Consider the following 13,391-nt stretch of genomic DNA (forward strand, 5'->3'; position numbering starts at 1 on the left):
GTGTAGTGGCGCTACTTCGGCGCCACCGGATCTTTTTATTTGTTATGGAAATAGCCGTCTTCTACGGTCACCCGCAGGACGACCTTCTTCACCGCGCCGTCGCTAATAAAGCGGCAGGCTTCGTCGATATCACAAATCACCATCTGGCCTTCGTGCACCTGCACGGTGGTCCCGCAGCCTTTAAAGAACTCTCGGTCGGTTTCATCGCGGTAGCACTCCACCACCTGAAGCTGCGCTTTCGGTGCGTACTCGATTTTTTGCGCACCCTGCAGGTAGTAATGCACGTCGAAATATCGTCTGTGTCCGAGGAAAAGCGCGTCGGTGGTGGTGTCGATGGTCAGGCGATAGCTGAGCGAATCGCCAATTGAATGCGCCACGCCGGGACGAATGCTGTCGATGTTCTGTATGGCTTCCACGCAGCGCTGCCATTTGCGACCACCGTGGTAGCGGCGGGTAAACTCTTCCAGGTTGTTAATAATGTCCATTATTCGGCCTCGCTTTCGGCGGCTGCGGGAGTAAGAGAAAACGCCTGGGCCTGCACGTCACCACAGGTCGGCAGCAGGGTGAAGCCGTAGCGGAACGGCTGGAAGCGCACGCGCCAGCTGTCCAGCACTTCGCTGCCCCAGGAGTTAGAACCTAATCCCAGCAGTTGGTGATCAAGATTCAATGTGATATGCCCGCTGCGCTCGAGTTCGTTGCAGTGTCGCGCGGCATGAATTGCTTCGCCGCTGTACGGCCAGGCGCTGAAGTGGATCGGCTTTTGCGCCACCACGAGCAGGCCGTGGCCGCTATGGTTGGTGAGCGACGCCCAGCGCACCTGCTGGCGGTTGCCGTTGTTCTGCGGGAACGGGTAGTTTTCGAACATCGCATCGACGTCGCTTTTCCAGACGTCGATCAGATTCGCCTGCTGGCTGTCCGGGTAGTTTTCGCCTGGCCCGCGCCCGTAGTACGTCACCTGATCGAAGTGTTGGTTGATGCCGAGCGTAAAGCCGATGCACGGGATCATGTGTGGATAGTCGCCGTACGGTGTGCCCGCCAGCTCGACGCCGAGTGCACCGGCAGGGCTGATGCGCCAGCGGTAGGTGCAGCGCATCCCGAAATCAAACACCGGTGGGGCAATCAGGGTGCGGCTTTGAATCAGCACATCATCGCCATCGTGCTCAATGCTAAAGGCGCGCAGATGTTCCTGCATGATTTGCAGATGATTCGGTTGCCACAGCCCTTCGTACTCCTGCTTGTGGTTATCAATCATCGGTTTGAAGAAGTTAATTTTGCCCTCTTCGGCGATCAATTCTTCACCGTTCACCCGCCAGGACGTGAGCTTGCCGCTGAGTTTCGAGAACACCATGCGGAAGTTGTGTCCGCTGACGACGCAGGTCAGGCGCTCGTCACTGACGGCCAGTGGCGTGGCGCTGTCTGTCTGCCACGGCTGCGCGACCAGGGTGCGCGGGGCCAGCGCAAACTGATACTGCGCAATCGGGTGATTCGCATCGCTGTAAGAAGTGGCGGAATCTTTGCTGACGAACACGTTGACCCAGCTTTCGCGCCCGTCTGTCTCTGGGACGGTAATCTGAACGGTGCGGGCGCTGTTCGGGGCTAAATCACTTACTTTCAGCGCCTGGCTGCTGAGCAATTCGCCTTCGGCTTTGATCTCCACGCGCAGGGTGTAATCGTCAAGCGTGCTGAACCACAGCTTGTTCTCGACCCGCAGCTCTCCGCGTGCGAGATCGACGCCGCTGACTTTCACCGGGGCGATCACCTGCTTGTATTCCCGCAGGCCGGGGCCAGGCGTTTGATCGGAGTAGATCAGCCCGTCGAGGCAGAAGTTGGCGTTATTTGGGTAGTCACCAAAATCGCCGCCGTACTGGTAGAAGGTATTGCCGTCCGCGTCCTGCGCCTGAATGCCGTGATCGCACCACTCCCAGACGTAATGCCCTTGCAGGCAGTCGTGACGATAAAACACGTTCTGATATTCATTTAATCCGCCGGGACCGTTACCCATCGCGTGGGCATATTCGCAGATGATGCGCGGTTTTGGATGCGGATATTCGCCGAACTCATTCATCAGCGGCACGCGGGTGTACATGGTGGAGATGATGTCCACAACTTCGGCGTCGCGGTCCTCTTCGTAATGCAGCAGACGGGTTGGGTCCAGCGCCTTGCAGGCTTTCGCCATCGCGCGAATGTTGCAGCCATAGCCGGATTCGTTGCCGAGCGACCAGATGACAATCGACGGATGGTTTTTCTGCGCCTGCACGTGGCGCACGATGCGCTCGACATACACGCTTTCCCACGTTGGATCGTCGGTGATGCGGCTCAGATCGCCGACGTTGGCAAATCCGTGGGATTCGACGTCAGTTTCCGCCATCACGAACAGACCGTGGAGATCGCACAGCTCGTAAAAGCGCGGATCGTTCGGATAGTGGGCGGTGCGTACCGAGTTGATGTTGTGTTGCTTCATCAGGATCAGATCTTTCTCGACGCGATCCATACTCACCGCGCGCCCCTTGCGATGATCGTTATCGTGGCGGTTCACGCCGTGGAGCATCACGTAATGGTTGTTGATGAGCATCAGGCCGTCGCGCACCTGGATGTCGCGGAAGCCCACGCGCTGCGGCACCACTTCCAGTATTTCGCCCGCCGCGTTTTTCAGGATCAGTAGCAGGTGATACAGATAAGGCGTTTCGGCGGACCACTGTTTTGGCTGTTTAACGTCGATGCTAAAATCGACGGTCTGACGCTGACCGACGCTGGCCTGCGCTTCGCCCTGATACAGTCGCTGTTCGCCGTCGAAAAGCTGAACGTCAAGGGTGACGTTTTGCGTCTGGGCGGCCAGGTTTTCCAGCTCGACGTGGCAGGAGAGAGTGGCGTCGCAATAGTCGTCGTTGAAGGTTGTGGTAACAGTGAAATCGTCGATGTGCATCGGCTCGCGACCCACCAGATAGACGTCGCGGAAGATCCCCGCCGTCCACCACATATCCTGATCTTCGATGTAGGTTGAATCCGCCCACTGCATCACTTTGACACACAGCAGGTTTTCACCCGCATGAACGAACGGCGAAACGTCAAATTCAGCGGTCAGGCGACTGCCCTTGCTGAACCCGACGTAATGGCCGTTTACGTACACTTCGAAATAGGTCTCTACGCCGTCGAATTTAATCAGCGTCTGGCGCGTGCTCCAGCTTTCACCAAGCGTGAATACGCGCTGATAGGCGCCGGTAGGATTCGCACTCGGAACGAATGGCACGTCAATCGGGAAGGGGAAGCCTTCATCGGTGTATTGCAGTTTGCCGTGGCCTTCCAGCTGCCACATGGACGGTACGCTAATCTGGCCCCAGTCGCTCATCAGCTGGTGGGGAAACGCTTCGGGCACTTCAAGCGGATGGTCGAAATAGCGGAACGCCCATTGGCCGCTCAGCAGCAGAAAATGGCTGCTGGCCTCGCGGGCAAAGCGGCGGGCTTGATCGATATCGTGATAGGCAAAAAAGTACGCGCGCGGCGGCAGCCGGTTCTCGTGCGTTAACTGAACATTCTCCCAGCGGTTCATGTCATCTCCCTGTCGGTTAAAACATCATTGCTGGGGAGTTTAGTAAATATTTTACTAAATAAAATCAGTAAAAATGAAATGAGTTAAGTGGATCACGAAAATAGGGGGGAGAGGGAGATGCGGTCATTGCCCGGTGGCGCTGCGCTTACCGGGCCTACAAAACCTTCAACGGCCTCGGGTTTTGTAGGCCGGGTAAGGCGTAGCCGCCACCCGGCAAGGGGTTTAACGCGTCGTGCCGCGCAGCTTCAACCGGCTGGGAACAAACACTTGCAGCGGCAGTGCACGGCCATCGCGTGCTTTTTCCAGCAGCAGGTTTACACCCTGGCTGCCCATCATCTCAGAATGGATGCGCACGGTGGTCAGCGGCGGGAAGGTAAAGCGCGCGGTGGGAATATCGTTGACGCTAATCAGGCTGATATCCTGCGGAATGGTTAGCCCTTTCTCGTGGATCGCCCGCAGCACGCCGATGGCGATGGAGTCGGAGGCGACAAACAGCGCTTCGGGGAAGTCGTCCTGCGCCAGCATCTTCGTCGCCAGCTCATAGCCCGATGAACTGGAGAAGCCGCCGCGCCAGATGTCTTTCTCCGATACCACGCCTTTGAGCTGGCCGTATTCGACGAACGCTTTTTCGCGAATATCTGCCTTACCCGGCTCATCTTCGCCGCCGATAAAGCCGATACGCTGCACGCCCTGAGCGGCGAAGAAGTCGATCACCTCTTTGCTGATGCGCACCAGGTCGATATCCACCGAGTCAAAAGCGGAACCCGCCTCGTGAAAATCGATAAAGCAGATATTATCGCTCAGGGCTTCGGCCGCCAGGCGCATCTGCTCTGCCGGTTTGCCGACAATCAGAATTCCGCTGACTTTGCTTATCTCCGGCAGCCCCTGATTTTCATAGCAATTGGTCAGGCCGATATTCAGCTTTTCGCATTGGGTTTCAATGCCATGACGGATGGCGAGGTAGTAGGGGTCATTGATTTCCAGCTCCTGACGGTAGCTGTAAAGTGCCAGCACGTGATGGCAGGCGTCATGCTGGATCAGGCTTTTACGCGCACTGCTGCCGCGATATTCCAGCTTTTCAGCAATTTCCAGGATCCGGTGACGCGTCTCTTCTTTGACGTTTAGCGTCCGGTCGTCGTTAAGAATGCGCGACACAGTGGCCTGCGACACGCCCGCTTCCTTTGCGATATCTTTCAGTGTTGCCATGTGGCCCCTCAGCGCGGGAGTTAAAATAGAATCTGCCGCCATTGTAATGAATCCCGCGTATTTAGTAAAAATCCATTGATCGGCAACGCCGCTTATGTTGTGATAATTTTACTAAATATTTACTTGGGGGGTTATCATGGAAAAGGTTTCTTACGGGGATTTCGCCCGCCTGGAGATGCGCACCGGGAAAATTATCGACGTAAAGCGTCACGGCAATGCCGATAAGCTGTATATCGTGCAGATTGATATTGGCGAGCGCCAGCTTCAGACCGTCACCAGCCTGGTGCCGTATTACACCGAACAGGAATTACTCGGTAAAGAGGTGGTGGTGCTGTGTAATCTGGAAAAAGCCAAAATGCGCGGGGAAGTGTCGGAATGTATGCTGCTGTGCGCTGAGACCGAGGACGGCAGCGAAAGCGTGCTGTTAACAGCGGAGCGCGCGATGCCAGTGGGCGTTCGTATCGTTTAAAAAAACCGGATGGCGCTGCGCTTATCCGGCCTACGAAACCACACTCACGTAGGCCGGATAAGTGCAGCGCCATCCGGCGAGATATCGGCACTTATGCCTCTTCCACACTCACCCTTATTGCCGCCAGCGCCTTACGGGCCGCTTTCAGCACTTGCTCGCACTGCTCAATAGTCAGCGTCAGCGGCGGTTCAATGCGGATGGTTTTCGAGTTGTTCAACGTCCCGGCCACTAACACACGCTGGCGGAACATCTCGCTCGCGAAGTTGTAGCCGATTTCGTTATCCACAAACTCAATGGCCATTAGCATCCCTTTTCCGCGCGCGTCCTGCACCAGATCCGGGTACTCGCGGCCTAACTGCAGGAAACCGTCCAGCAACATATCGCCTTTCTGTTCTGCCTGAGCCGGTAAGTTCTGCTCCAGCAGCACGTTGATGGTCGCCAGCGCGGCCGCACAGGCCAGCGGGTTACCGCCAAAAGTGGTGGTATGCAGGAACGGATTATCGAACAGCACCGAGAACACCTCTTCGGTGGCGATGGTTGCGCCGATCGGCATCACGCCGCCGCCGAGAGCTTTTGCCAGACACAGAATGTCCGGTTGCACGTTCTCGTGTTCACAGGCAAACATCTTGCCGGTGCGTCCCATCCCGGTTTGCACCTCATCGAGGATAAGCAGCGCGCCAAACTCATCGCACAGCTTGCGAACCGCAGGCAGATAGCCCTGCGGCGGCAGGATCACCCCCCCTTCGCCCTGAATCGGCTCAAGGATAATCGCTGCCACGTCGTCGCCGGTTTTACGGCACTCGGTCAGCACGGTGCGCATCGCGTTGATATCGCCGAACGGCACGTGACGGAAGCCCGGCAGCAGCGGCATAAACGGTTTGCGGAAGGTCGATTTTGCCGTAGCCGACAGTGCGCCAAGGGATTTCCCGTGGAACGCGCCGGTGGTGGCGATAAAGGTGAATTTCCCGCGCGGCGACTGGTACGCTTTGGCGAGTTTCAGCGCCGCTTCGACCGATTCCGTGCCGCTATTGCAGAAGAAACTGTATTTCAGTTTGCCAGGCGTTAAGGCCGCCAGCGTCTTCGCGAGCATGGCGCGAAGCGGGTCCAGCAGTTCCTGGCTGTGAAGGGGTTGTTTCGCGAGCTGATTCTGTACGGCGGAAACCACAACTGGATTACGGTGCCCCACGTTGAAAATTCCAAAACCACCCAGGCAATCTATAAACTCCTGTCCCTGGGTGTCGACAAGCGTATTCAGACTTCCCGCTTGCCACTCTACGGCTCCGTAATCCCCGCCAGCGGTAACAGATTTTCGGTACTCTAAAAACCCCGGATTTACATGCTCTTTAAAGTAATCAATCACCTCTCGGTTAAGTTGTTTCATCTCCTCATGGTCAAGCGTTCGCTTTTCAATGAGATTCAGTGCGTGCGCGGTACAGGCAAGAGCCGAGGCGCTGGAAGGTAACCTGTTCAAAATGAGCTCCGGGGGATCGCGTATCACATGATACTGAATTAATTATTGCAGGGATTACGCCACTTCTGGTGACTTAACGAAAATCGGGATAAATGCCAGGTTAAAATAATGTTGCGCAAAATTTAATCGTGCCGGGAGGGCGAAACGAGGTTTGCCGCTGGGCTTTGCGAGGGGGTTATTTGCGCCTGAATGGGTCAGTTGCACCCTTGTGGTGCGGACTTTGATTCTTAAGGAGACGTTAACAGGTCAGCCTTTGTGGGTAATTTCTTTATGAAAGTATTTGAAATCAATCAATTAGAAATGCGTACAAAAAGTGCGGTTTAACCGCAATTTGCGATCTCGATCGGATTTAACAACTAAAGATAAACTGTTTACCGCCGAAAAAAGATAAACCCACAAAATTAACATTCAAATAACCTGCAAGGGATGCCCATCATGTCCGCTCAACCGTATGTCACTCAGAATGAATATCCTCTGAACGACGATACCACCCTCATGTCCACCACCGATCTCCACAGCCACATGACCCACACCAACGACACCTTCGTGAAAGTGAGCGGCTACCAACTGGATGAACTGTTGGGGCAGCCGCACAATTTAGTGCGCCACCCGGATATGCCGAAAGCGGCGTTTGCCGATATGTGGTACACGCTAAAACAGGGCGAGCCGTGGAGCGGGATCGTGAAAAACCGCCGCAAGAATGGCGACCACTACTGGGTGCGTGCTAACGCAGTGCCGATGGTGCGCGGCGGTGCGGTGACGGGGTACATGTCGATTCGTACCCGGGCGACGGCGGAAGAGATCGCGGCGGTTGAGCCACTGTACAAAGCGCTGAACGAAGGGCGCTGCAACAAGCGCATTCATAAAGGGCTGGTGGTGAGTAAAGGCGTGTTTGGGAAATTACCGGCGATGCCGCTGCGCTGGCGGGTGCGTAGCGTCATGGCAATACTGTTTGTGGCACTGGCGGCCACGCTTATTGCAACGCATGCGAGCTGGGCCGCATTGGGTGCGAGCGCGTTGGTGATGCTGCTGGGCTCCGTTCTGTTCGAACAGCAAATCGTCCGTCCGGTAGAAAATGTGGCCCGACAGGCGCTCAAAGTCGCAACCGGTGAGCGGAACAGCGTCGACCATCTTAATCGCAGCGACGAGCTTGGGCTGACCTTACGTGCCGTTGGACAACTGGGGCTGATGTGTCGCTGGCTGATCAATGATGTTTCAAGTCAGGTGGTGAGCGTGCGTGATGGCAGCGATCGCCTGGCGAAGGGCAATGAAGATCTTAATGACCGCACCCGTCAGACGGTGGCTAACGTGCAGCAGACGGTGACCACCATGAATCAGATGGCGGCATCGGTGCAGAGTAATTCTGAAACCGCAGCGGCGGCTGATAAACTCTCGATAGTGGCGAGCGGTGCGGCGGCTGAAGGCGGCAGCGCAATGCAGACCGTCGTGAAAACGATGGACGATATTGCCGACAGCACCCAGCGGATTGGCTCCATCACTAAACTCATCAACGATATCGCCTTCCAGACCAATATTCTGGCGCTCAATGCGGCAGTAGAAGCGGCGCGTGCGGGCGAGCAGGGCAAAGGCTTTGCCGTGGTGGCCGGAGAGGTTCGCCACCTGGCAAGCCGCAGCGCCAGCGCTGCGAATGATATCCGCAAGCTAATTGATGCCAGTGCCAGCAAGGTTCAGTCGGGTTCCGACCAGGTTCATGCCGCCGGCCGCACTATGGATGACATTGTTGAGCAGGTACAAAATGTGACGCGCCTGATTGCCCAGATCAGCCACTCGACGTCCGAGCAGGCGACAGGGCTATCTGACCTGACTCGGGCGGTAGCTGAACTGGATGACATCACGCAGAAAAACGCCGATCTGGTGGAAGAGAGCGCCCGCGTTTCGGCAATGGTGAAGCACCGCGCCGGGCGTCTTGAAGATGCGGTAACGGTTCTCCATTGAGTCAGTAAGGTTCAGGAAAAAAGCCCGCTTATTTCTGCCGAAATAAGCGGGCTTTTTCGTTCCTAAAGTTGTAATTATATTTACGCTCAAATGTTAATCTAATATTAAATAACTAAAATAATCACCTCAGTTATTTATATTCACCTAAGCCAATTTACCCCAACGCTATTTCACAAAGAGCCTGTCAGAAGCTTAAGTAACGATCGATGGCGCGTTATTAATAGATTCAGCCTATCCATTGCCGTGGTTATGAAATATAAAAACGATCAAAGTCATAAAGTTAGCGAGAAAGTTACCGATAACGCTGATCGTCTGAGAAATAATCACATCGATGGAGTATATATGTTCTTACATGACGTAAAGATCGGCACAAAATTATTTCTGGCCTTTGGATTCTTAATTGTTTTGATGGTAGTTAGCGCCAGTCTGTCGCTCCTGAGCCTGAATCGGGCAAATAATGGGATGCAATCCATCATTACCCAGGATTACCCGACGACGGTAAAAGCCAATCAGTTAATCGATAACTTCCAGGAATTTGTTAGCACTCAACAGCTCATGCTGCTGGATGAGCAGGGCCAGTATGCCGCTCAGTCGCAGCAGCGGCTGAAGGAGATCAGCGAACACATTACCGTCATCCTCACGGACCTGAATAACTCTCTTAAAGACCCCAAATCGCAACAGATCCTGACCGGCATTCGGGATGTGCGTCAGCAGTATCTGGATTCTCGTTACCGGATATTGCAGGCGGTGCAGAACAAGGATCGTGAGGGCGCGATCCAGGAGATGATGACCAAAACGGTGAACCTGCAACAGGCATACAAGACCAAAGTGCAGGAGCTGATCGCGGTGCAAAACAGTGAAATGCAGAGCGCCGGGAAGCAGGTCGACGGGGATTTCAACACCAACCGCCTGTTGCTGGTGATCCTGACCGTGTTTAGCGTGGTTATCGGCAGTACGATTGGCTGGTTTATCGTGCGTTCCATCACCCGCCCACTGGGCGAGGCGGTCTCGTTTGCCGAAGCCATTGCCGAAGGCGATTTAACCCGCAACATCACCACGCGCAGCAAAGACGAAACGGGTTTGCTGCTTCATGCGCTGATGGAGATGAAAACACGTCTGCTGGAAATTGTGCAGCAGGTTCAATCCGGCTCGGAAAATATCTCCAGCGCGGCGGCGCAAATTGTCGCGGGGAATCAGGATCTGGCGGCACGTACCGAAGAACAGGCCAGCTCGGTTGAGCAGACTGCCGCGTCGATGGAGCAGATCACCGCGACGGTGAAAAATACGGCGGCGCACACCGGTGAAGCGACAAATCTCTCCGCCGATGCGGCGAGTGTGGTCAAAAACAACGGCGAGATGATGAAGCAGGTGACGCAGAAAATGCGCCTGATTAATGAAACCTCTAACCGCATGTCCGACATCATCAACCTGATCGATGCGATTGCCTTCCAGACCAATATTCTGGCGCTGAATGCCGCTGTCGAAGCGGCGCGTGCCGGTGAGCATGGGCGTGGATTTGCGGTGGTCGCGGGCGAAGTGCGCCAGCTGGCGCAGAAAAGCGCCTCTTCAGCCAGCGAAATTCGCCAGCTGATCGAAAGCTCGACTAGCCAGACTCAGGACGGAATGAACCTGGTGGAAAAAGCCAGCGGGCTCATTAACGGCATGGTGGGGAATGTGGAAGAGATGGACGTTATTTTGCGTGAGATACGCCAGGCGAGCCACGAACAGACGGAAGGCATCTCGCAAATTAACAGTGCGATTGGCCTTATCGACTCCACCACCCAGCAGAACTCAGCGCTGGTGGAGGAGTCTGTTGCGGCGGCGGCTTCGCTTAACGATCAGGCGCTGCACCTGAAAGAGCTGGTAAAAGTATTCCGCGTGCGCGAGGAAGCGCTGGCTTAATCCAGCTGGGAGATATCCAGCGCTGCGCGGTCGATAACGCCAATAATCTGCTTAAGCTGCGCGTCGCTGATCTCTCCCTGATTAACTTTCAGGTCCAGTACCGCTTTGAAGTTATCCAAAGCCCGCTTCATTTGCGGGTTTTTACGCAACTGGAACCCCACGCAGCGTGCGGTAATGCGTGCCTGAATGTGTTCCAGATGTTCCTTATTTTCATCAAGCCAGTGCTGCCCGGCAACGGTGATGGCAATCTTCCTGCGCCCGCCTTCCTCTTCTGAAATCGTAATAAACGCCTGATCTTGCAGGAAATCGAGAGTCGGATAAATCACACCAGGACTCGGGGTGTAGTTTCCCTGCGTCATGCTCTCAATCTCTTTAATCAGCTCATAGCCGTGACTGGCGTTGCGGGTGAGAATATCCAGAATCACCAGGCGCAACTCGCCGTGGCCAAAGAAGCGCTGGCGGCGTCCGCCACCGCCACCGTGATGCTCCCCGCCACGGCCATGATGGTGGTGTTCGTGGCCAAAATCGTCGTGTGAATGTCGCATGAGTGTTCTCCTTAATTTGATATATCTAATTTATATCTAAAGTTATCTGATTAGCAAATTCGTTTTTTATTTTTTCTTTAAAATATTGAAATAATTGTCTTTGTTGTTATTTTTTAGATTGGGGATGTGCATGAATCATCTATATCAAAAAAAGACTTGCAATCTCGTTTGTTAGCAATCATTATCATTTGAATCTAATTTAGATATATCGTATTCACTTCACGAAGGCAGAAAAATGACATCACCTCGTTACCCACAACGTGTACGCAATGAACTGCGCTTTCGCGAGCTGACCGTGCTCCGCGTTGAGCGTGTAAGCGCTGGCTTTCAACGCATCGTCTTAGGTGGTGAAGCGCTGGAAGGTTTTAGTTCAAAGGGTTTTGACGACCATACCAAAGTCTTTTTCCCGGCTCCGGGCGCAGCTTTTGTACCTCCGGTTGTGACCGACGAAGGCATCAACTGGGGTGAGGGTGTACGCCCGCAAGCGCGTGATTACACGCCGCTGTACGATGAGGCGCGCAACGAACTGGTGCTCGATTTCTTTGTTCATGACGGTGGGCTTGCGAGCAACTGGGCGGTACAGGCTAAAGCAGGCGATAAGCTAACGATCGGCGGCCCGCGCGGATCGCTGGTGGTGCCGGAAGATTATGCGTGGCAGTTGTACGTTTGCGATGAGTCCGGCATGCCTGCGCTGCGTCGTCGTCTGGAAGCGATTGCTGCACTGCCGGTCAAACCGGAAATTCACGCCGTGGTGACCGTGGGTGATGAGTCTTATAAGGACTATCTGGCGCATCTGAGTGATTTCAACATCACCTGGATTGTCGGACATAGCGAGCAGGCGGTGGCCGATCGTCTGGCGATGCTGAGCGTGCCTGCTGCGGATTACTTTATCTGGTTGACCGGGGAAGGGAAGGTAGTCAAAAACCTGAGTTGCCAGTTTGAGACTGACGCGATTGATCCACAGCTGGTGCGTGCCAGCGCATACTGGCACGCGAAGTAACTAGGCAACTTCGTCGAGCTGTGCTTCGTTCACCTGGTGTTCGAGCGCACTACGAACGTCGTGCAGCGCTTTCTCCTGCTGGGCAAAATAAGACTCCATATTGCTCAGCGAGGAGACCAGCAGCCAGGACTCTTCTTTCTCCAGCTCCGCCAGCTCGTTCACTAAAGTGTCGATTTGTTCGCGAACCTGAGCCATTTTTTTGCGAATACGTTCCAGATCGTTCAGTCGATCGCTGGCCATCAGCGGCTCAAAGCCCTGCTGCAGACGCGCCACCAACGAGCGAATCGCTTTCACATCTCCGCGCTGTTTGGCCTGGTTGAGCTGCACCATCATGGTGTTGGCTTCTTCTTTCAGATCGTCCGCTACCAGATCCGGATGGCAGAGTTTGCTGGCCTGACGCCAAAGCCGTTTCAGCTCATTCTGATCTTCTTCTGACAGATCCTTGCCTTTGCGCAGACGCATTTCTGCATCGTGGTGCTGCTCGCGATATTTCTCGTACTCTTCGTTAGCCTCGTCCCGCGCCTGACGCGCCGGTTCTTCTTCGCGCGTTAAGCCCATTTCCAGCTCTTGCGCTTCGGCTAACAGGTTGGCAATCAGATCGCTTTGCTGCTGCAAATGCTTGCGCGCGTCGGCGGCCTGCACCGAATCGGCTGGCAGCGCACGCCAGCGCTGCGTCAGTGTGGTCAGCACTTCAACGGCCTGCGCCATATATTGCTGGCAGCGACGATAATCCTCTTCGCGGCGACGCGACTCCGCCTGCTGGCGGCGCAGATTCAGTTCTGCGAGGGTTTTACGCAGCTGAAGTATTTGCGACATCAATGGGCCGAGACGGGAGAAATAGAGATCGTTGAACTCGTCCAGTTGTTGCACGCGGGCGTTACGGCGATCAATCAGCTCGCGCAGGCGCTCTTCCAGAGCCTTCAATTCAAGCTTGCTGGCGGCAACCTGCGGATCGCGCCACTGAGTCAGTGAGCGCTGACTCTGCAACCAGGCGGTGATGGCTCTGATCGCTGCGGTATAGTTTTTATTCTCAAGCGCCACGACGATCGCTTGAAGCTCATCGTCAAACGCTTCACTTTTCAGCCGTGCCAGTTGGCTGTCGATGATGTCGTCATCTTCCAGTTCAATGGCATTTTTTATGATTTCTAGCCGTTTGATCGGTGTGCTCATGATGCCTTTCGCTTTAGCGCTTAAGTATTTGAGTTAAGGTTAGTTGTGGTCAGAGCTACAGGAAATAATACACACGGATGATGATCGGCGCGACGGGGGATTTCTTTAGTTTTAGATGTTTGTGA

10 protein-coding genes are annotated in these 13,391 nt (G+C 54.8%); 4 read left to right on the forward strand and 6 right to left on the reverse strand.

The genetic code is table 11. The annotated features are described in order from the left end of the window. Positions 1-35 precede the first annotated feature (35 nt). The 3 genes from JBO43_RS14455 to ebgR all read right to left on the reverse strand — a co-directional run bounded on the left by JBO43_RS14455 (position 36) and on the right by ebgR (position 4,753). The gene (locus tag JBO43_RS14455; protein WP_202674582.1) at positions 36-485 is read right to left on the reverse strand and encodes a beta-galactosidase subunit beta; all 450 of its coding nucleotides are present in this window, start codon (positions 483-485) and stop codon (positions 36-38) included. After that, complete coding sequence (gene ebgA, locus JBO43_RS14460) at positions 485-3,547, reverse strand: beta-galactosidase subunit alpha (protein ID WP_202674583.1); 3,063 nt, start codon at positions 3,545-3,547, stop codon at positions 485-487. The genes JBO43_RS14455 and ebgA overlap by 1 nt, the downstream gene beginning before the upstream one ends. Positions 3,548-3,769: 222 nt before the next feature. Further along, positions 3,770-4,753 carry a transcriptional regulator EbgR gene (gene ebgR / locus JBO43_RS14465; protein WP_174348442.1) on the reverse strand — a complete coding sequence of 328 codons (984 nt, stop codon included), beginning with the start codon at positions 4,751-4,753 and terminating at the stop codon, positions 3,770-3,772. Between the two features lie 136 nt (positions 4,754-4,889). Here ebgR and JBO43_RS14470 point away from each other — a divergent pair, with 136 nt between their 5' ends. Continuing rightward, positions 4,890-5,222 carry a tRNA-binding protein gene (locus JBO43_RS14470; RefSeq protein WP_103947006.1) on the forward strand — a complete coding sequence of 111 codons (333 nt, stop codon included), beginning with the start codon at positions 4,890-4,892 and terminating at the stop codon, positions 5,220-5,222. A gap of 91 nt (positions 5,223-5,313) precedes the next feature. Here the strand turns inward: JBO43_RS14470 and ygjG are convergent, their stop codons facing one another. Continuing rightward, positions 5,314-6,693: a putrescine aminotransferase gene (gene ygjG, locus JBO43_RS14475; RefSeq protein ID WP_167381242.1), complete on the reverse strand. Its 1,380-nt coding sequence runs from the start codon at positions 6,691-6,693 to the stop codon at positions 5,314-5,316. Between the two features lie 435 nt (positions 6,694-7,128). Here ygjG and JBO43_RS14480 point away from each other — a divergent pair, with 435 nt between their 5' ends. Next, positions 7,129-8,649 (forward strand): methyl-accepting chemotaxis protein, encoded by a 1,521-nt coding sequence (locus JBO43_RS14480; protein ID WP_202674584.1) that lies wholly within the window; start codon positions 7,129-7,131, stop codon positions 8,647-8,649. A 342-nt stretch (positions 8,650-8,991) separates the two neighbouring features. Next, positions 8,992-10,551, forward strand: coding sequence for a methyl-accepting chemotaxis protein (locus JBO43_RS14485; protein WP_202674585.1), 1,560 nt, complete (start codon positions 8,992-8,994; stop codon positions 10,549-10,551). Here JBO43_RS14485 and JBO43_RS14490 read toward each other — a convergent pair. Then, complete coding sequence (locus JBO43_RS14490; RefSeq protein ID WP_095283471.1) at positions 10,548-11,096, reverse strand: PadR family transcriptional regulator; 549 nt, start codon at positions 11,094-11,096, stop codon at positions 10,548-10,550. The genes JBO43_RS14485 and JBO43_RS14490 overlap by 4 nt on opposite strands. A 235-nt stretch (positions 11,097-11,331) precedes the next feature. Between JBO43_RS14490 and JBO43_RS14495 the strand changes: the two genes are divergently transcribed. Continuing rightward, on the forward strand, positions 11,332-12,096 hold the full coding sequence (locus JBO43_RS14495; protein WP_095283470.1) for a siderophore-interacting protein: 765 nt from the start codon (positions 11,332-11,334) through the stop codon (positions 12,094-12,096). Here JBO43_RS14495 and JBO43_RS14500 read toward each other — a convergent pair whose 3' ends face one another. Next, a complete protein-coding gene (locus JBO43_RS14500) occupies positions 12,097-13,266 on the reverse strand; it encodes a coiled-coil domain-containing protein (RefSeq protein ID WP_095283469.1) in 1,170 nt (389 codons plus the stop codon). Positions 13,267-13,391: the final 125 nt, after the last annotated feature.

It is taken from the genome of Lelliottia jeotgali, from assembly GCF_016771845.1.
GTDB lineage: Bacteria > Pseudomonadota > Gammaproteobacteria > Enterobacterales > Enterobacteriaceae > Enterobacter > Enterobacter jeotgali.

What these genes read in the sequence shown, in the direction of transcription:
- ebgA (WP_202674583.1), bottom strand. Translation starts at nt 3,547, where the DNA reads ATGAACCGCTGGGAGAATGTTCAGTTAACGCACGAGAACCGGCTGCCG.
- JBO43_RS14500 (WP_095283469.1), bottom strand. Translation starts at nt 13,266, where the DNA reads ATGAGCACACCGATCAAACGGCTAGAAATCATAAAAAATGCCATTGAA.
- ebgR (WP_174348442.1), bottom strand. Translation starts at nt 4,753, where the DNA reads ATGGCAACACTGAAAGATATCGCAAAGGAAGCGGGCGTGTCGCAGGCC.
- JBO43_RS14470 (WP_103947006.1), top strand. Translation starts at nt 4,890, where the DNA reads ATGGAAAAGGTTTCTTACGGGGATTTCGCCCGCCTGGAGATGCGCACC.
- JBO43_RS14455 (WP_202674582.1), bottom strand. Translation starts at nt 485, where the DNA reads ATGGACATTATTAACAACCTGGAAGAGTTTACCCGCCGCTACCACGGT.
- JBO43_RS14485 (WP_202674585.1), top strand. Translation starts at nt 8,992, where the DNA reads ATGTTCTTACATGACGTAAAGATCGGCACAAAATTATTTCTGGCCTTT.
- JBO43_RS14495 (WP_095283470.1), top strand. Translation starts at nt 11,332, where the DNA reads ATGACATCACCTCGTTACCCACAACGTGTACGCAATGAACTGCGCTTT.
- JBO43_RS14480 (WP_202674584.1), top strand. Translation starts at nt 7,129, where the DNA reads ATGTCCGCTCAACCGTATGTCACTCAGAATGAATATCCTCTGAACGAC.
- JBO43_RS14490 (WP_095283471.1), bottom strand. Translation starts at nt 11,096, where the DNA reads ATGCGACATTCACACGACGATTTTGGCCACGAACACCACCATCATGGC.